Origin of the sequence: Cronobacter dublinensis subsp. dublinensis LMG 23823, from assembly GCF_001277235.1 — a bacterium.
In the GTDB taxonomy this organism is placed as follows: Bacteria; Pseudomonadota; Gammaproteobacteria; order Enterobacterales; family Enterobacteriaceae; genus Cronobacter; species Cronobacter dublinensis.
In genome coordinates, this window is record NZ_CP012266.1 from 3,620,175 (window position 1) to 3,639,176 (window position 19,002).

Here is a 19,002-nt window from a genome sequence, read left to right on the forward strand (position 1 = left end):
AAAAGACCCGCCTGAGCGGGTCTTTTTTTTACTGTTTACGCCGCCACAGCCAGAGCCCGGCGATGGCCAGCGCGAAAATCGCGCCAAAGCCGACGCCAATCCCCACCACCGGCAGCGAGAGTTTCACCGCCAGCGAATAGAGGCCCAGCATCAGCAGCATCGCGGTGTTCTCGCCGAGGTTTTGCACCGCAATCGCATTGCCTGCGCCGACAGAGCGCTTGCCGCGCTCCTGCAACAGCGCGTTGAGCGGCACCACGAAGAAACCACCGAAAAAGCCTATCAGCAGCAGCAACAGATAGGCCGGCAGCGCCGCCTGCTGGAGCGAGAAAAAGATAACCGCGACGCCAATCAGAATGCCCGCAGGCATGCAGCGCGATACGCGCTCAAGCGTGACCAGCTTCGCCGCCGCGCCCGCGCCCACCACGATACCGACCGCCACCATCGCGTTAAGATACGTCGGCGTGGCGTTATCCGTAATGCCGAGCGCGACAGGCACCCACAACACCAGCAGAAAACGCAGCGTCACCCCCGCGCCCCAGAACATGCTGGTGCCCACCAGCGAGAAGCGCGTTTCGTCGTTATGCCACAGTTCGCGACAGGCGTTAAAGAAGCTGCGCGTCATCGGGCCGAAACGCCAGGATTGCCCTGGGCGCGCGGCACCGAGCGCCGGGATAAGGAAGTTCGCCGCCACCGCGCCCGCATAGGCCAGCGCGCAAACGCCGAGCGCAGCCCCGACGTGCCAGTCCGCCAGCATACCGCCCGCCATCGAGCCAATCAGGATGGCCGCGATGGTCGATGACTCCATCAACCCGTTCGCTTTCACCAGCCGATCGCCGGTCGTAATCTCGCCAAGAATGCCGTATTTGGCGGGCGAGTACGCCGCCGCGCCGACGCCCACCAGCGTATAACCAGCAAACGGGTTGACGCCAAAAACGATAAGCGCCGCGCCGAGGAGCTTCAGGCCGTTGGCGACCATCATCACGCGCCCTTTCGAGAAGCTGTCCGCCACCTGGCCGACAAACGGCGCCAGCAGGATATAGGCGCAGACGAAGACCATCTGCAGCACCGGCTGGCTCCAGTCCGGGTAGAGCTGTTGCTTGAGCAGCGCGAGCGTGGCAAACAGCAGCGCGTTATCGCCGAAGGCCGAGAGAAACTGGGCGGCGATCACCGCCATCATTCCCCGCGAAAACAGCGAGCCGTTGTGGCTATGCGAATCAGGCATGGTGGGCCTCTTCCTCGTCGACGATTTTCTTCAGCGACACGAAATCAGGCTTGCCGCTGCCCAGTAACGGCAGCTGTTTGAGGAAGCGGATATCGCGCGGCACCGCCAGCTCCGGCACGCCGCTGCTGCGCGCCTGCTGCGCCAGTTTTTCGCGGCTCAGCTCAGGATCGGTCGTAAAGAGCACCAGCGCTTCACCTTTCGCGGCGTCGTGCTTAATGGCGGTGGCGTGCATTTTCTCCGGCGAGACGGCCAGCGCCAGGCCTTCGACCATCTCAAGCGACACCATCTCGCCCGCGATTTTCGCAAAGCGTTTGGCGCGCCCCTGGATCTGTACGAAACCCTGTTCGTCGAACGCGACGATATCGCCGGTATCGTACCAGCCCGGTTCGCTGACGCCCTGCGCGTTTTCCGCCGCCGGCGCTTCCAGCACGCCAGGGTTTTCCACGCGCAGATAGCCTTTCATGATGTTCGGGCCTTTGAGCTGCAAACGTCCGCCTTGCTCAATGCCCGGCACCTCGACAAGACGCGCGTCCATCGCGGGCAGAATGCGCCCGACCGTGCCTGGTTTCGCCGCCATCGGCACGTTAATGGACACCACCGGCGCGCACTCGGTCACGCCGTAGCCTTCGAGAATGCGCAGGCCGAATTTGTCCTGCCAGATGCGTTTGGTGCTTTCCTGAAGCTTTTCCGCCCCGGCCACGACGTAGCGCACCATATGGAAATCATACGGATGCGCAAAGCGCGCGTAGTGGCCGAGGAACGTCGAGGTGCCGAAAATCACCGTACAGTTGCGGTCATACACCAGCTCCGGCACCACGCGGTAATGCAGCGGGCTCGGGTAGAGGAAGACTTCCGCGCCAGTCAGCAGCGGCGTGAGAAGCCCGACCGTCAGGCCGAAGGAGTGGAACAGCGGCAGCGCCGACATAAATTTGTCGTCGGCGGTGAAATCCGCGATGGTGCGGATCTGCTCGACGTTCGCCAGCAGGCTCTTGTGGCTGTGCACCACGCCTTTCGGGTTGCCTTCCGAGCCCGAGGTAAAAAGGATCAGCGCCGCGTCTTCCGGCTGTTGCTCCACCTGGGCCAGGCGCGGCATCAGCAGATGCGCGAAGATCCACGCTTTGTCCTTCGCCGTGACTTCGCCTTTCAGATCTTCGAGGAAAACCCAGCGCACAGAGGTTATCTGCTCCGGCAGATGCCAGAGCTTGCCTTTATCCAGGAACTGGCGCGAGGTGAAAATGGTTTTGATCTGCGCCGCCGTGATGGCGCTGGTCAGCCCCTGCACGCCCGCCGTGTAGTTCATCATCGCCGGGATCCGCCCGCGCATCACCGCGCCGAAAATCACCGCGGCGCTGATGCTGGCGTTCGGCAGCATTAAACCGATGGCCTCGCGCGGCGCGCTGTATTTATCGAGAATGCGCCCGACAAACAGCGTTTTCATCATCAGGCTACGGTAGGTGTCCGGCTTGAAGTTGATATCTTCCAGACAGTTTTTGCTCTCGCCGTAGCGCTTTTGCGCGTTGATGAGCGCCTCAAACAGCGTTTCACGCGGGCGCGCCGCCATGCGCGCTTCCATCATCACCTGATGCAGCATCTCGCCCGCCATTTTGCGGCGGTCGCGCGCTTTCGGCGCGTCGGGCATCGGAATGGACGTCGGCGGCAGAATGTGGATAGAGATACGCGGGAAGACGCGGCGTTTCACAAGGCCTTTCAGGCGGCTGAAAAACGTCAGCTCCGCGCCTTCGATACGCACCGGGATCACCGTCGCCTGCGATTTCGCCGCGACAAACCCCGCGCCGTCGTAGATTTTCATCAGCGAGCCGCTGATGGAGATACGGCCTTCCGGGAAAATCACGACCGGACGCCCCTGCCCGACGAGACGCACCAGCTGCTTCACCGACATCGGTTTGGTCGGGTCGAGCGGGACGAAGTCGATAATCGGCTTCAGCGCGCGCATATACCACTGCTCGCTGATAGCGCTATAGACCGCGAATACCGGCCGCACAGGCAGGAACAGCGCCATCAGCGCGCCGTCGAGAAACGAGACGTGGTTTGGCGTGATGAGTACGCGCTCCTGACTCAGCGGCCCGGTATCTCCATATACCTGGATACGAAAGAGCAAACGGAACAGCCAACGAAAGAATTTTAAAACCATATCAACGCCCTTTGTTTTCCTTTAGCGGGGGGTAAGTATAGTTAGCGCAGATTACACGACTCGGCGGACAGGGGCGACAGGAGAAATTGGCAGGGCAGGCGCCGGGCGTCACGGCAGCGGTAGAATGGAGCGGCGAAAGGGTCGCGCGGAGCGAAAAAGAGGCAAAAAAAAACCTGCGCATCCGCGCAGGTTGGTGTAAGTGTTGTGATCAGCTAAGTTGCTGACTTCACCTATCAATACCTCTGGGATCTCAAATGTAGCAACCCGTCCACACTGCCCGCCAGCCACCAATCGCAACAGCCCTTCGCAAAGTGTAACTAAAGGTTTTATCTGAAATTATTTGCCTTTTTCTGGTTACATCCGCGCGCTTTTCCTCTTTCATTGCGGCGCAGGCTTTTGTGAGCAATCGCCCGCCCGTCCGGCATGCGGCTTGAAGTGGCTGCGCTTTTCCGTAACACTAAATGCTGTGTAAACGCTTACCCTGAAGGTATTGAATGGCGACGATTAAGGATGTTGCGCGACTGGCAGGAGTCTCTGTCGCCACGGTCTCCCGCGTGATTAATGATTCTCCCAAAGCCAGCGACGCCTCACGTCAGGCGGTGCTGAGCGCGATGGAGCAGCTCAACTACCACCCCAACGCCAACGCCCGCGCGCTGGCGCAGCAGACGACCGAAACCATCGGCCTCGTGGTGGGCGATGTCTCCGACCCGTTCTTTGGGGCGATGGTCAAAGCGGTAGAGCAAGTGGCCTACCACACCGGCAATTTCCTGCTTATCGGCAACGGCTACCATAGCGAGCAGAAAGAGCGTCAGGCGATTGAACAGCTGATCCGCCACCGCTGCGCGGCGCTGGTGGTACATACCAAAATGATCCCCGACGCGGATCTTATCCCGCTGATGAAACAGATCCCCGGCATGGTGCTGATTAACCGCATCCTGCCCGGTTTTGAAGCGCGCTGCGTGGCGCTCGACGACCGCTACGGCGCGTGGCTCGCCACCCGGCATCTCATACAGCAGGGCCACACGCGCATCGGCTATCTGTGCTCGAATCATGCGATTTCCGATGCCGACGACCGCCTGCAAGGGTATTACGACGCGCTGCGCGAGCACGACCTGCCGTGCAACGACCGGCTGGTCGCCTGGGCTGAACCCGATGAAAGCGGCGGCGAACAGGCGATGACCGAACTGCTCGGCCAGGGGAAACAGTTCACCGCCGTGGCCTGTTATAACGACTCGATGGCGGCGGGCGCGATGGGCGTGTTGAACGATAACGGTATTGCGGTGCCGCAGACGATTTCGCTGATTGGGTTTGATGATGTGCTGGTGTCGCGCTATGTGCGTCCGCGGTTGACCACGATCCGCTATCCGATAGTCACGATGGCGACGCAGGCGGCGGAGCTGGCGTTAGCGCTGGCGGATAATCGCCCGGCGCCGGAAATCACCAATCTCTTCACCCCGACGCTGGTACGCCGTCACTCGGTAGTGGCACCGGCGGAATCGGATAAATCATAGCGATAGAGATGCACGGTCTGGTCCGGGTAGTCCAGGCCGTCGCCGATATACGCCCAGCCGAAACGCTCGTAATAATCGCGGCAGGCGGAGTAGAGAAACAGCGCCGGAAACCCATTATCGCGCGCGTAGTCGATAACCGCGCGCTGTAACGCCCCGCCAAGCCCTTTACCGCGCTGCGCCTCGTCGATATAGAGCGCCGCCAGCCACGGAAAGAGATCCTGACGGCTTATCAAATCACAGCGCCACAGCCCGACGGTGCCGAGCAGCGTTTCGCCCTCAAGCGCCACGAACGTGAGCGGCAGCTGGCCGGGCCGCTGGCTGTGCGTCACGATGCTTGCAAAAAACGCGCGCGGCATTGACGCGCCGAACGCCTGCCACAGCCAGTCAGTCACCTGCTCCGCATGCTGCGGAGCCTCATATAACGGCACGATGTTAACGTTTTGCACTGCGCTCATTGCAGTTTCCCCTGGAAAATCGGCACCGACTCGAAGAGATAGCCGTCGAAATCGGGCGCGTCAGCGTCGGAAAGCTCCATCAGGCTGTTTTTGACGTTCTCCAGATGCTGCCACATCGCCTGCCAGGCGCCCATGACGTCGCGGCGGCGCAGCGCCGCCAGCAGAGTCTGATAGTCGCCAAGCCATTTCAGGCGATGGGCGCGGGTTTCGATATGGGCGCGCAGCTGCTGCCAGAGCGGGCTGCTGTCCATGTGATGCCAGATACTTTCCACCGTCGCCAGCAGCATCTGGTTCTGCGACGCACCCGCCAGCACCAGATGAAACAGTTTGTTGTTATCCTGGGTGGTGTCATTCATGGCGATGGCGCGCTGCTCCTGCTCCAGAATGCGCTTGAGGTTGTCGATATCCGCTTTGGTCGCCATTTTGGCCGCGAACGCGGCGATATTACTCTCCAGAAGTTGCCGCGCCTGTAGCATTTCAAACGGGCCGATATCGTTTGAGAAAAAACGCTCCTCTTCGGCTTCATGCTCTGCCGGAATACGCATCACATATACGCCGGAGCCCTGGCGGATATCCACCGTGCCCTGGAGCTCTAGCATCAGCAACGCCTCGCGCACGATGGTGCGGCTGACGCCATATTTTTCGGCAATGTTGCGCTCCGGCGGAAGACGGGAGCCGACCGGGTAGTGGCCCTGGATAATTTGCGCGCGCAGATCCTCACCAATCTCCTGATACTGCTTTTTCTCCGGCGGAACGACAGCCTTCTCCACGTGATCACCTGTGCTCTGAATGGACCCAATATAGCTTACCGCCTGGCGGCGGAAAGGCGCGTTAGATTACCAGAGATAACGCCTGATCGAGAACTTTCGCGCCGTTAAGCGTGCCATAGGCGACAGAATCAATGACCGCGATCGGGATTTCATGCGCGTCGGTGAGCTTTTTATTTTCCGCAAGCTTAAAGCGCACCTGCGGCCCCAGCAGCACCGCCTGGATATCGCGGCCATGCAGATCCAGTTCATCGCGCAGGTTCTGCTCGGGAATGGCGTAGATGTTAAGCTCAAGCCCGCGCTCAGCGGCGGTTTTTGCCATTTTCGTGACCACAAGCGAGGTGGACATACCGGCAGAACAGCACAGGACGATACGTTTCATTGGCAGCTCCTTATTTCCATTCATCATCAATCGTGAGCGTCAGGCTGCGCGACGCGCTCAGGCGCTGATACCAGCGCAGCGATTTTTTCGCGCGTCTGGCGCGCTGGTGCTGTAAATCGATCTCCACCAGCCCGTAGCGGTTTTTAAACGCGTTCATCGGCGAGACATTGTCGGTAAACGCCCATAGCATATAGCCCTGACAGTTCGCGCCCGCCTCGCGCGCCAGCAGCGTCTGGTACAGATGCTCGCCGATAAACGCGATGCGGTAGTCATCTTCAATCACGCCATCGGCGTTGCGAAACTGCGCTTCGTTTTCCACCCCCATCCCGCTTTCCGCCACAAACCACGGGAGGTTGCCGTAGTCGTTTTTAATGCGCATCGCCATGTCGTAAATGATGCGCGGATAGATTTCCCAGCCGCGCGATTTATTCATCCGCCGCCCCGGCAGCTCAAAGGGCTCGTAGTAATACGCCGGATGAAACGGCGTATCCGGATGCCAGGCGCGCGACGGCGCTTTAACGCGATGCGGGTAATAGAGGTTAATGCCAAGCTCATCGACGGTATTGGCGCGGATAATCGCCAGCTCTTCTTCGCTGTACTCCCACGCCACGCCGTGTTTCTCAAGCAGTTGCACCAGCTCGGGCGGATAGTCGCCGTTGACGAGCGGGTCGAGGAAAACGCGGTTGTAGAAGAGATCGTAGATTTCCGCGGCGCGGACATCATGCGGCGCGCGCGAGCGCGGATAGGTCACTTCCGGGTTCAGAATCACGCCCACGCTGCCCGTATAGCCTTTTTCGCGAAACAGCCGCACCACTTTGGCGGTGGCGAGCGTTTTATGGTGGTTCCATTGCATCCAGGTGGCGGTGTTCTGCTCATACGGCCAGCGCAGCGCGTCGAGGTAAACGCGGGTCTGCACCACAATCGGCTCGTTGAAGGTAAACCAGCGCGACACTTTGTGGTGGTAACGCTCGAACACTTTTTCGGCGTAGAGCACGAACAGTTCGACCACCTTTTTGGACGACCAGCCACCGTAGGTTTCAAAGAGATAGCCTGGCAGCTCGTAATGCTCAAGGCAGATCATCGGCTCGACGCCCGCCGCGCGGATGGCATCCAGGAAGCGGTCGTAATACGCCGCGTACTCTTCATCGACGATACCTTTTTCATAATCGGTGAAGAAGCGCGACCAGTTGATCGACGTGCGGTAGTGCGTCAACCCCGCCTGTTTCATCAGCGCCACGTCTTCCTCGTAGCGGTTGATAAGATCGGTTGCGCCCGCAGGACCGTAGCCGTCATGCCAGACGTGGCGATCGTTCTGATACCAGAGATCGAGCCAGGAGTCCTGGCCCGGCTTTTTACCGCTCCATCCTTCGGTCTGCCACGCGGACGATGCCGCACCCAGAATGAAATCCGGCGGGATGACGAGAGTTTTTTCGCTCATGGGTGCCTCATGCGTTTTTGGCCGTTTCGACGCTGGCGGCCTGGAGCTGCGCCTGCTCAGCGCGGCGCGAGGCTATCTTCACGAACGGCAGATAGATAAGAATGGAAACCAGAATGCAGATCAGTTGGGTGACGACCGCGCCCATCGAGCCCGCAGTAGAAAGCCAGGCGTTGATCAAAGGCGGCGTGGTCCAGGGCACCATCACCACGGCTTTACCGGCAAAGCCCATGACGGTCGCGAAATAGCCGATGGAGCCCGTGACCAGCGGTGTGATGATAAACGGCACCGCGAGGATCGGGTTGAGCATAATGGGCATGCCGAAAATCACCGGCTCGTTGATATTGAAAATGCCTGGCCCGAACGACAGCTTGGCGATTTCTTTCATCTCTTTGCGCTTGGTGGCGATCATCACGGCAATCAGCAGGCCGATGGTCAACCCGGAGCCGCCGATGCTCATGTACACATCCCAGAACGGCATCGTGATGATGTTCGGCACCTCTTTGCCCTGCTCAAACGCGCTCATATTGACGGTAATCGCGCCCAGCAGAAGCGGCTCGCGAATAGGCTTAATCATCTGGTTGCCGTGAATGCCGATCACCCAGAACAGCTGGGCGACGAACATCAGCAGCAGGATGCCCGGCAGGCTCTGCACCACGCGCTCCAGCGGCTGTTGCACCACCTGATACACCGCGTCGTAGAGGTACATGCCGGTCACCTGATGGAACACAAAACCGAACGTCGCGATAGCCGTTGTCGTGATGATGGCCGGGATCAGCGCTGAGAATGAGGCGGAGACATTGGGCGGCACGGTGTCGGGCATTTTGATTTTCAGCCCGTCGCGATGCTCAAGCCAGGTGTAAATCTCGACAGACAGGATCGCGATAAACATGCCGAGGAACAGGCTGCGGGTATCGGAGAACTGGCGCAGCAGCACGTCTTTCACCACGTGCATCTCGCCATCCACCAGCATCTCGACCGTGGTGGGCGTGACGCAGATGAAGCAGATCACCGCCAGCAGGCCGGGGAACAGCGTCTTAATGCCGTTGATGCGCCCAAGCTCAATACCGATTAAAAACACTGCGCCGATGTTTAAGAAATTCAGCGTCGCGTAGTTGATGGCGCTGGTGATGGGTTTGAGCGCCGCCAGAAACGACAGCGCCTGGAAGCTCGCCAGCCCGTTCTTCGGATCCAGCACCATATTGGAGATCAGCACCGAAAACGCGCCGACGATAATGACCGGCATCAGCGTAATAAACGACGCCTTGATAGCCATGATATAGCGGTAACTGTTGAATTTGGTTGCGAAACTGCCCAGAGAATCGATCAACTTTTCCTGGAATGCCATAGGGTTTGCCCTCATCGGATGTGGCTTTTTTATCGGAAAGGTTACCGCTGAATACCTTTTTTGGTATGCCAAAAATAGGATCTGCGGGCGCAGTTATCTGTGACCCTGCTCTCACAAACAGACATTGGTATTCCAAATAATTAAAACCAGTCAATTTGGCATACCAGAAATAAATAAAATCCGATCGAGCACCTGGCGATGCGCAGCCGCGCGCTGCCCCGCTTTACCGCCAGGCTTGTGTGTTAAACTCCATCCAGTAACGATGACTACGGGAGCGAAAGGGAATGGTGACAATGCGGGATGTTTCACTGCGGGCTGGCGTTTCCAAAGCGACCGTTTCACGCGTGCTGAACAACACAGGCCAGGTCAAAGAAAGCACCCGCGCGCAGGTTTTCCGGGCGATGGAAGAGCTGGGATACCGCCCTAACCTGCTGGCCCGCTCACTCGCGCACCGCACCAGCAACAGCATTGGCCTGGTGGTCTCAAGTTTTGACGGCTTTTACTTCGGTCGTCTGTTGCAGCAGGCATCGCGGCGCACTGAAATGCATGGCAAACAGCTGATTGTCACCGACGGGCATGACACGCCCGCCCGCGAGCTGGAAGCCGTGCAGATGCTGGCGGACCGCCAGTGCGACGCCATCGTGCTCTATACCCGCCATATGAGCGAAGAGGCGATTATGGAGCTTCTCCAGCATACCGCCGTGCCGCTGGTCATCATCAACCGCGACGTCAGCCAGGCGCGCGAGCGCTGCGTCTTCTTCGAGCAGCAGGATGCTGCGTTCCAGGCCGTGGAATATCTGATTGAGCAGGGGCACAGGGAGATTGCCTGCATCACGGTGTCGCTCGCCACGCCCACCGGCCAGGCGCGCCTGCTGGGCTACCGCCGGGCGCTCGAAAAGCACGGTATCGCCGGGAACGAGGCGCTGATTAAAAACGGCGATTCCACTATGCGCGGCGGCCATGCGCGTTGCAGGGAGCTGCTGGAGAGCGGCGCGCGCTTCAGCGCGCTTTTCGCCTGTAATGATGATATGGCGCTGGGCGCGTCGAAGGCGCTTTACCGGGCGGGGCTGCGCATTCCGCAGGATGTGTCGCTGTTCGGCTTTGACGACGCGCCGAGCGCCGCCTGGCTTGAGCCGGGGCTCTCGACGGTCTGCCTGCCGATTGAAGATATGATAACTACCGCTATCGAGAGCGCTATCCGGCTGGCGCGCGACGAGCCGCTGACCGCCATTCCCCCGTTTACCGGCACGTTGGTGCTGCGAGACTCCGTAGCACCAGGCCCTTACGCCGCCACGCCGTTAAAAGCGCTCAAGCGCCAGTAACTCGTCAATCGTCTGACGGCGGCGAATGGTGCGCGCCTCGCCGTTTTCCAGCAGCACTTCCGGCAGCAGCGGGCGGCTGTTGTAGTTTGAAGACATCGACGCGCCATACGCACCGGTATCGTGCAGCACCAGATAATCGCCCGGACGCACCGCCGGCAGCGCGCGCGTCTCCACTTTGCCGCCTTCCTGCTGGGTAAAGACATCGCCTGATTCGCACAGCGGCCCGGCGACTACGGTGTCGAGTACTGGCGCGTCGCGCAGATCGCGTCCGTCCGCCGCCAACGCCGAGATATGGTGATAGCTGCCGTACATCGACGGGCGCATCAGATCGTTAAAGCCCGCGTCGATCAACACGAAATGGCGCGATCCCATCTCTTTTACGCTGCGCACCTGCGCCACCAGCACGCCCGCCTCCGCCACCAGAAAACGGCCCGGCTCGATCTCAAGCTTGATCGGGTGACCAAAATGCGCGGCGATCTGCTCGCGCGCGCGATTCCAGAGGCCGAAATAGTGGTCGGTATCGATAGTCTCGTCGCCGTCGCGGTAAGGAATAGAGAGCCCGCCGCCTGCGGAGATAGCCTCCAGATCCTGACCAAATTCAATCACCTGACTTACCATCGCGCCGCACACCTGCTCCAGATGACCATAGTCAACGCCGGAGCCGATATGCATATGTATGCCGACCAGCTTCAGCTGATAACGCTGCATCACCGCCAGCGCCGCCGGGAGATCGCTGTACCAGATGCCGTGTTTGCTGTTTTCGCCGCCGGTATTGGTTTTCTGGCTGTGGCCGTGACCAAACCCCGGATTGATGCGCAGCCAGACGCGGTGCCCCGGCGATACCGCGCCGAGCTGCTCCAGCATATCCACCGAGCCCGCGTTAACCGGCACGCCCAGTTCATGCACGCGGGCGATGGTCGCGTCGTCGAGTACATCCGCCGTAAACACGATGTCGTCCGGGTTCTGACGCGGATCGTAACCCGCCGCGACGGCGCGTTCGATCTCGCCGAGCGACACGGAATCCACCTTGACGCCCGCCTCGCGCATCAGGCGCAGAATGTGAATATTCGAGCAGGCTTTCTGGGCGAAACGAATCACGTCGAACTGGCGCAGGCGGTCGATCTGCGCGCGGATGATAGTAGCGTCATAGACCCAGACCGGGCCGCCGAATTGCGCGGGCAGCGGCAGCAGGTTAGCGGCATTCAGGGCACTGTCGGTGTTGTACAGGGAACGTGGCATGGCAAGACTCCTTAAGCTGATACCCCTATTACGCCACAGCCTTTAGCGAAGAAAAAATATCGATTTCTCGTGAGTCTATGCAAATATGATATGGTTTTGGGGAGGGCGACACACACCCGCCATGAGCGTCATCATCAAAAGGAACCCTATGCCAGACGTCACGCTTCGCCATATCGAAATCTTTCACGCGGTGATGACCGCGGGCAACGTCACGGAAGCGGCGGCATTGCTGCGCACCTCGCAGCCCACCGTCAGCCGCGAGCTGGCGCGATTTGAAAAGCTGATTGGCCTCTCGCTCTTCACCCGCGCGCGCGGGCGGCTGCACCCGACGGTGCAGGGTCTGCGCCTGTTCGAAGAGGTCCAGCGCTCCTGGTACGGACTTGACCGCATCGTCAGCGCGGCGGAGAGCCTGCGCCAGTTCCGCCAGGGCGAGCTCTCGGTCGCCTGTCTGCCTGTCTTCTCGCAGTCGCTGCTGCCGCTGCTCCTAAAGCCGTTTCTGGATAACTACCCGGAAGTGAGCCTGAATATCGTGCCGCAGGAGTCGCCGCTGCTGGAAGAGTGGCTCTCCGCCCAGCGTCACGATTTAGGGATAACGGAAAACACCGCGACGCCCGCAGGCACCGAGCGCCAGACGCTGCTGACCTTAAACGAAGTGTGCGTCCTGCCCGCAGGCCACCGCCTGGCGGAGAAACCGCAGCTTACGCCGCAGGATTTCGCGGGTGAAAATTACATCAGCCTGTCACGCACCGACAGCTATCGGCAGCTGCTCGATTCTCTGTTTCAGGAGCACAACGTGCAGCGGCGCATGGTGCTGGAGACCCACAGCGCCGCGTCGGTCTGCGCGATGGTGCGCGCGGGCGTCGGGGTGTCGATAGTCAACCCGCTCACCGCGCTGGATTACGCGGCGACGGGCATCGTGGTGCGCCGTTTCAGCGTGGCGGTGCCGTTTACGGTGAGCCTGATCCGCCCGCTGCACCGTCCCGCTTCCGCGCTGGTGGAGACGTTCAGCCGCCATTTGCAGCAGCAGATGAGCGGGCTTGCCGCCACGCTTGAGGCAATGCTGGCTAGCCCTGCTCGCCCAGCATAAAATTCACCGCGTCGGCGGCATGCAGCGCGGCGGTGTCGAAAACCGGCAGCGGGCAATCCTGCGCACCCAGCAGCAGGCCGATTTCGGTGCAGCCAAAAATCACGCCCTGCGCGCCGTCAGCGGCGAGAATGTCGATCTGCTGCTGAAAATAGCGTTTGGATCCTGCGGTGATTTTCCCAAGACACAGCTCTTCGAAAATAATCTGATTGATGCGCGCCCGCGCCGGTTCGTCAGGAATAAGCGTCTGTACGCCAAAACCCTCGCTGAGCCGCGCGCGGTAGAAATCCTGCTCCATGGTATAGCGCGTGCCGAGCAGCGCCACCTGCGCGAGCCCCGCGGCTTTTATGGCGCGGCCCGTGGCGTCGGCGATGTGCAAAAACGGCAGTGAACAGCGCGCTTCTATCTGGTGCGCCACCTTATGCATCGTGTTGGTACACAGCACAATCGCCTGCGCGCCCGCGCGTTCAAGCCCCAGCGCCGCCTGCGCCAGCCTGTCGCCCGCCTTTTCCCACTCGCCGCTTGCCTGACAGGCTTCTATCTCGTGGAAATCGACGCTGTGCAGCAGCAGTTGCGCCGAGTGCAGTCCGCCCAGACGGTCGCGCACGCCTTCATTGATTAACCGGTAATACGGGATAGTGGATTCCCAGCTCATTCCGCCCAGCAAGCCTACAGTTTTCATCGTTGCCTCCTTGTGCCCACACCGGGTTATAGCACGCCTGCCAGAGTGAACAAATGTGATCCGCCCGCCATTTCCCGGCGCGGCGCGTTCTTTTCTTTTTTCCACCAGGATAGATTAAATGAAACAACGTTTCACATATCAGAGGCGAGCCATGTTTATCTATCACAACGAGACCACGCTGGAAGATTTAGGCAACGGCGTGACCCGCCGCATTCTGGCGCACGACGGCAAAATGATGGCGGTCGAGGTCAACTTCGACGCGGGCGCTGTCGGCCCGATGCATTGCCACCCGCATGAGCAGCTGACCTATGTGCTCTCCGGTGAATTCGAATTCACCATCGGCGAAGAAACGCACCGCGTCAGCGCGGGCGACACGCTCTATAAAAAGCCGAATATCATGCACGGCTGCGTCTGTATTACGCCCGGCACGCTGCTGGATACCTTCACCCCGGTGCGGGAAGATTTCCTGAAATAACCGTGCCCTAATAAAAAAGCCGCCTCTCCGGGCGGCTTTTTTGTTTCTGGCATCTCCCTGGCGCGTTTTTATTTCGTTTTATCATTCCGGTGAATGACACGATATTTCCCACCCCGCAGAGAAACTATTAGCCAGGCAATCATATTGCGCTGGAATATTTCAGAGATCGCGTGCCGCAGGCAGCCGCTGGCGGTGGCGTATCGCTTTGACATTCATTGGAAATACAGGCAAAAAGGGAGGCGTCTGTCTCATCTGGCCCGCCTTTTTCCCCGCTTTCCCTGACAGACATTGTCTCGCCCCGTGCCCCCGGAAAACCGCGCGGCGTCAAAAAACCGGAACAGCGTTTCGACCACGATCACATTTCCGCCATTTATCGAATGACGGCGAAATAAATAGCAATAAAATAAATTAAAACGCTGTTTTAGAAACAAGAAACAACGGTTCAATAAAATATAAAAGTCGCGATCTCTATCACATTACGGTCGCGCATTTTCATCACGACACATTATTCACAGCGCGACTGTCAGGCCGCCCGGCCTCGTATTTGCGGGCCTGAGGTCTTCGCTGGCGCGGTTTGCGCGACCCGAATCCGATCCGATTAATGAACCCTTGAATGCCAGGTAGGTATGTATGAATGAAAACAAGCTCCTGGGTCTGGCCTGGATATCACCCTATATTATCGGGTTGATAGTCTTTACGGCCTTCCCTTTTGTTTCCTCTTTCGCGCTCAGCTTTACCGAGTACGATTTGATGAATCCGCCGGTGTTTAACGGTATCGAAAACTACCGTTATATGCTGATGGATGACGATCTGTTCTGGAAATCGATGGGCGTCACCTTCGCCTACGTGTTCCTGACCATTCCGCTGAAGCTCGCCTTCGCGCTCGGCATCGCGTTTGTGCTCAATTTCAAACTGCGCGGCATCGGCTTCTTTCGCACCGCCTATTACATTCCCTCGATTCTCGGCAGCTCGGTTGCTATCGCCGTGCTGTGGCGCGCGCTGTTCGCCATCGACGGCCTGCTGAACAGCTTTATCGGCGTGTTTGGCTTAGACCCGGTGAACTGGCTTGGCGAGCCGTCGCTGGCGCTGATGTCGGTGACGCTGCTGCGCGTCTGGCAATTCGGCTCGGCGATGGTGATTTTCCTGGCCGCGCTGCAAAACGTGCCGCAGTCGCAGTATGAGGCGGCGATGATCGACGGCGCGTCGAAGTGGCAGATGTTTATGAAGGTCACGGTGCCGCTGATTACGCCGGTTATCTTCTTTAATTTCATTATGCAGACCACCCAGGCGTTCCAGGAGTTTACCGGCCCTTACGTCATTACCGGCGGCGGCCCGACCTACTACACCTACCTGTTCTCGCTCTACATCTACGATACCGCCTTTAAATATTTCGATATGGGCTACGGCGCGGCGCTGGCGTGGGTGCTGTTCCTGGTCGTGGCGCTCTTCGCCTCCATCGCCTTTAAGTCTTCGAAATACTGGGTCTTCTACTCTGCCGATAAGGGAGGCAAAAATGGCTGATATCCAACAGGAGCAACTGACGCCGCGCACCGGCATGAGCGCCGCCGACCGTGAAGTGGCGCGCACCCTGCGACGCGAAAAAGTCAGTCGGGCCATCCGCTATGTGATTTTGCTGTTTGTCGGCCTGCTGATGCTCTACCCGCTGGCGTGGATGTTCTCGGCGTCGTTTAAGCCCAACCACGAGATTTTCACGACGCTCGGCCTGTGGCCGACGCACGCCACCTGGGATGGCTTTATCAACGGCTGGAAAACCGGCACCGAATATAACTTCGGGCATTACATGATGAACACGTTCAAGTATGTGATCCCCAAAGTGGTGCTGACCGTTATCTCCTCCACCATCGTGGCGTATGGCTTCGCGCGCTTTGAGATCCCCTGGAAGAAATTCTGGTTCGCCACGCTTATCGCCACCATGCTGCTGCCGAGCACCGTGCTGTTGATCCCGCAGTATCTGATGTTTCGCGAGATGGGCATGCTCAACAGCTATCTGCCGCTCTGGCTACCGATGGCCTTCGCCACCCAGGGGTTCTTCGTCTTTATGCTGATTCAGTTCCTGCGCGGCGTACCGCGCGACATGGAAGAAGCGGCGCAGATTGACGGCTGCAACTCGTTCCAGGTGCTGTGGTATGTGCTTGTGCCGATCCTCAAACCCGCCATGATTTCGGTCGCGCTGTTCCAGTTTATGTGGTCGATGAACGACTTTATCGGGCCGCTGATTTACGTCTACAGCGTGGATAAATACCCGATCGCACTGGCGCTTAAGATGTCCATCGACGTGACCGAAGGCGCGCCGTGGAACGAAATTCTGGCAATGGCGAGCATCTCCATTCTGCCGTCCATCATCGTCTTCTTCCTGGCCCAGCGTTACTTCGTACAGGGCGTGGCCAGCAGCGGAATTAAAGGTTAACAGGGGAATATCATGGCTGAAGTTATTTTCAATAAGTTAGAAAAAGTCTATTCCAACGGCTTTAAAGCGGTTCATGGTATCGATCTTAAGATCGCGGACGGCGAGTTTATGGTGATCGTCGGCCCGTCGGGCTGCGCCAAGTCCACCACGCTGCGTATGCTGGCGGGGCTTGAAACCATCAGCGGCGGCGAAGTGCGCATCGGCGAAAAGCTGGTGAACAACCTCGCGCCGAAAGAGCGCGGCATCGCGATGGTGTTCCAGAACTACGCGCTCTACCCGCATATGACGGTGCGTGAAAACCTGGCGTTCGGCCTAAAGCTCAGCAAGGTGCCGAAAGATCAGATTAACCGCCAGGTGGATGAAGCCGCGAAAATCCTGGAGCTCGAAGAGTTGCTCGACCGCCTGCCGCGCCAGCTCTCCGGCGGCCAGGCGCAGCGCGTGGCGGTGGGCCGCGCGATTGTGAAAAAGCCTGACGTCTTTCTCTTTGACGAACCGCTCTCAAACCTCGACGCCAAGCTGCGCGCCTCGATGCGTATCCGTATTTCCGACCTGCACAAGCAGCTGAAAAAGAGCGGCAAACCGGCCACCACGGTCTACGTGACGCATGACCAGACCGAAGCAATGACCATGGGCGACCGCATCTGCGTGATGAAGCTTGGCCACATCATGCAGGTGGATACGCCGGATAACCTCTACCACTACCCGAAAAACATGTTCGTGGCGGGCTTTATCGGCGCGCCGGAGATGAACATTAAACCCGGCCTGCTGGTGGAAGAATCAGGCCGCCTGCTGATGTGCATTGGCGATGACCGTCTGGCGCTGACGCCGCGCCAGCAGGAGAAAGTGGCTGGGTATGCCGGTCAGCAGATCTACTTCGGCATTCGCCCGGAATATGTCTCGATTTCCGATACCCCTTACGCCGAACCCTGCGGCACCGGCGAGATGGTGCGCGTGGAGAATATGGGTCACGAATTTTTCGTCTACCTGAAAGTCGGAGATTTCGAAATGACCTGCCGCATCCCTTCCGATGAAGCTAAACCCATGATTGAAAAGGGCCTTCACCGCAAGGTGTATTTTAAGTTCGACATGAATAAGTGTCATATTTTTGACGCCAAAACAGAACAGAACCTCTCTCTCTGACAGGAGTCTTATAATGAAAAAAGCCCTCGTTAGCACAGCATTAGCTTCTACCCTTGCTCTCTGCGCCTTTCCGTCGCACTCGGCGCAAAACGTCGAATTGCGAATGTCCTGGTGGGGCGGCAATGGCCGTCACCAGGTGACCTTAAAAGCGCTGGAAGAGTTTCACAAACAGCACCCGGAGATTAGCGTTAAGCCGGAATACACCGGCTGGGACGGCCATCTGTCGCGTCTCACCACCCAGATTGCGGGCGGCACCGAGCCGGACGTGATGCAGACGAACTGGAACTGGCTGCCGATTTTCTCGAAAAACGGCGACGGGTTTTACGACTTAAACCAGGTCAAAGACATTATCGATTTAAGCCAGTTCGACCCGAAAGAGCTGAAATCCACCACCGTCAACGGCAAGCTGAACGGCATTCCGATCTCCGTGACCGCGCGCGTGTTCTATTTCAATAATGAAACCTGGAAGAAAGCGGGCGTCACCTACCCGAAAACCTGGGATGAGCTGATGACCGCCGGGAAGACCTTCGAGTCGAAACTCGGCAAACAGTACTACCCGGTTGTGCTGGAACATCAGGACGTGCTGGCGCTGCTGAACTCTTACATGGTGCAGAAATACAACATTCCTGCGGTGGATGAGAAAACCAAAAAATTCTCGTACAGCAAGGAGCAGTGGATCGAATTCTTCGGCATGTATAAGAAGCTCATCGACAGCCACGTAATGCCGGACACCAAATACTACGCCTCGTTCGGCAAGAGCAACATGTATGAAATGAAGCCGTGGATCCAGGGCGAATGGGCGGGCACTTATATGTGGAACTCCACCATCACCAAATACTCCGATAACCTCAAGCCGCCAGCGAAGCTTGAGCTCGGCGCCTATCCGATGCTGCCGGAGGCGAAAGACGCGGGCCTGTTCTTCAAACCGGCGCAGATGCTCTCTATCGGCAAATCCACCAAAAACCCGAAAGAAGCGGCGCAGCTGATTAACTTCCTGCTGAACAGCAAAGAGGGCGTGGCGGCGCTTGGCCTTGAGCGCGGCGTACCGCTGAGCAAAGCCGCCGTGGCGCAGCTCACCGGGGCGGGGGTTATCAAAGATGAAGATCCGTCGGTGTCCGGGCTGAAACTCGCGCAGTCGCTGCCGACCACGCTTGCGGTCTCGCCGTACTTTGACGATCCGCAGATTGTGTCGCAGTTCGGCACCGCGCTGCAGTATATCGATTACGGTCAGAAATCCGTTGAAGACGCCGCCGTGGAGTTCCAGCGCCAGGCGGACCGCATCCTGAAACGCGCGATGCGCTAAAGGCGGTTGACTCCACTACCCTGCCCCAACGGGCGGGGTATTTTTTTGCCTGTAAAA

General features: G+C 58.8%; 17 protein-coding genes. 8 read left to right on the forward strand and 9 right to left on the reverse strand.

The features are described from left to right. Window positions 1-28: 28 nt before the first annotated feature. Together lplT and aas are read right to left on the reverse strand one after the other, a co-directional pair. Window positions 29-1,222 carry a lysophospholipid transporter LplT gene (lplT, locus tag AFK67_RS16715; protein WP_007724408.1) on the reverse strand — a complete coding sequence of 398 codons (1,194 nt, stop codon included), beginning with the start codon at window positions 1,220-1,222 and terminating at the stop codon, window positions 29-31. Next, on the reverse strand, window positions 1,215-3,374 hold the full coding sequence (aas, locus tag AFK67_RS16720; RefSeq protein ID WP_007724405.1) for a bifunctional acyl-ACP--phospholipid O-acyltransferase/long-chain-fatty-acid--ACP ligase: 2,160 nt from the start codon (window positions 3,372-3,374) through the stop codon (window positions 1,215-1,217). The genes lplT and aas overlap by 8 nt, the downstream gene beginning before the upstream one ends. A gap of 494 nt (window positions 3,375-3,868) precedes the next feature. Here aas and galR point away from each other — a divergent pair, with 494 nt between their 5' ends. After that, window positions 3,869-4,885: an HTH-type transcriptional regulator GalR gene (gene galR / locus AFK67_RS16725; RefSeq protein ID WP_007724399.1), complete on the forward strand. Its 1,017-nt coding sequence runs from the start codon at window positions 3,869-3,871 to the stop codon at window positions 4,883-4,885. Here the strand turns inward: galR and AFK67_RS16730 are convergent. The 5 genes from AFK67_RS16730 to AFK67_RS16750 form a co-directional block, all read right to left on the reverse strand. Beyond that, window positions 4,846-5,340 (reverse strand): GNAT family N-acetyltransferase, encoded by a 495-nt coding sequence (locus tag AFK67_RS16730; protein ID WP_007724396.1) that lies wholly within the window; start codon window positions 5,338-5,340, stop codon window positions 4,846-4,848. The two genes, galR and AFK67_RS16730, sit on opposite strands and share 40 nt — an antisense overlap. Beyond that, a complete protein-coding gene (locus AFK67_RS16735; protein ID WP_007724392.1) occupies window positions 5,337-6,110 on the reverse strand; it encodes an FCD domain-containing protein in 774 nt (257 codons plus the stop codon). Before AFK67_RS16735 ends, AFK67_RS16730 begins: the two co-directional genes overlap by 4 nt. Before the next feature lie 61 nt (window positions 6,111-6,171). After that, window positions 6,172-6,489: a PTS sugar transporter subunit IIB gene (locus AFK67_RS16740; protein WP_007724389.1), complete on the reverse strand. Its 318-nt coding sequence runs from the start codon at window positions 6,487-6,489 to the stop codon at window positions 6,172-6,174. A 10-nt stretch (window positions 6,490-6,499) separates the two neighbouring features. Further along, window positions 6,500-7,927 carry a glycoside hydrolase family 1 protein gene (locus AFK67_RS16745; RefSeq protein ID WP_038884453.1) on the reverse strand — a complete coding sequence of 476 codons (1,428 nt, stop codon included), beginning with the start codon at window positions 7,925-7,927 and terminating at the stop codon, window positions 6,500-6,502. A gap of 7 nt (window positions 7,928-7,934) precedes the next feature. Continuing rightward, a complete protein-coding gene (locus AFK67_RS16750) occupies window positions 7,935-9,272 on the reverse strand; it encodes a PTS sugar transporter subunit IIC (protein ID WP_007724382.1) in 1,338 nt (445 codons plus the stop codon). Between the two features lie 293 nt (window positions 9,273-9,565). Between AFK67_RS16750 and AFK67_RS16755 the strand changes: the two genes are divergently transcribed. Next, the gene (locus AFK67_RS16755; protein WP_162140669.1) at window positions 9,566-10,594 is read left to right on the forward strand and encodes a LacI family DNA-binding transcriptional regulator; all 1,029 of its coding nucleotides are present in this window, start codon (window positions 9,566-9,568) and stop codon (window positions 10,592-10,594) included. Here the strand turns inward: AFK67_RS16755 and lysA are convergent. Then, the gene (gene lysA / locus AFK67_RS16760; RefSeq protein WP_007724376.1) at window positions 10,571-11,833 is read right to left on the reverse strand and encodes a diaminopimelate decarboxylase; all 1,263 of its coding nucleotides are present in this window, start codon (window positions 11,831-11,833) and stop codon (window positions 10,571-10,573) included. The genes AFK67_RS16755 and lysA overlap by 24 nt on opposite strands. A gap of 148 nt (window positions 11,834-11,981) precedes the next feature. Here lysA and AFK67_RS16765 point away from each other — a divergent pair, with 148 nt between their 5' ends. Further along, complete coding sequence (locus AFK67_RS16765) at window positions 11,982-12,920, forward strand: LysR family transcriptional regulator (RefSeq protein WP_038869577.1); 939 nt, start codon at window positions 11,982-11,984, stop codon at window positions 12,918-12,920. Here the strand turns inward: AFK67_RS16765 and AFK67_RS16770 are convergent. Continuing rightward, window positions 12,898-13,599 carry an aspartate/glutamate racemase gene (locus tag AFK67_RS16770; protein WP_007719031.1) on the reverse strand — a complete coding sequence of 234 codons (702 nt, stop codon included), beginning with the start codon at window positions 13,597-13,599 and terminating at the stop codon, window positions 12,898-12,900. The genes AFK67_RS16765 and AFK67_RS16770 overlap by 23 nt on opposite strands. A gap of 151 nt (window positions 13,600-13,750) precedes the next feature. Between AFK67_RS16770 and AFK67_RS16775 the strand changes: the two genes are divergently transcribed. From AFK67_RS16775 to AFK67_RS16795, 5 genes are all read left to right on the forward strand, one after another. Further along, complete coding sequence (locus AFK67_RS16775; RefSeq protein WP_007719029.1) at window positions 13,751-14,074, forward strand: cupin domain-containing protein; 324 nt, start codon at window positions 13,751-13,753, stop codon at window positions 14,072-14,074. Between the two features lie 630 nt (window positions 14,075-14,704). Further along, window positions 14,705-15,595, forward strand: a complete 891-nt coding sequence (locus AFK67_RS16780; protein WP_004385692.1) for a carbohydrate ABC transporter permease — start codon at window positions 14,705-14,707, stop codon at window positions 15,593-15,595. Continuing rightward, on the forward strand, window positions 15,588-16,502 hold the full coding sequence (locus AFK67_RS16785; protein WP_007719026.1) for a carbohydrate ABC transporter permease: 915 nt from the start codon (window positions 15,588-15,590) through the stop codon (window positions 16,500-16,502). The genes AFK67_RS16780 and AFK67_RS16785 overlap by 8 nt, the downstream gene beginning before the upstream one ends. A 12-nt stretch (window positions 16,503-16,514) precedes the next feature. Continuing rightward, entirely contained in the window at window positions 16,515-17,642 is a 1,128-nt protein-coding gene (locus AFK67_RS16790) for an ABC transporter ATP-binding protein (RefSeq protein WP_038884456.1), read from the forward strand. Window positions 17,643-17,655: 13 nt separating this feature from the next. Continuing rightward, on the forward strand, window positions 17,656-18,945 hold the full coding sequence (locus AFK67_RS16795) for an ABC transporter substrate-binding protein (protein ID WP_007719018.1): 1,290 nt from the start codon (window positions 17,656-17,658) through the stop codon (window positions 18,943-18,945). Window positions 18,946-19,002: the final 57 nt, after the last annotated feature.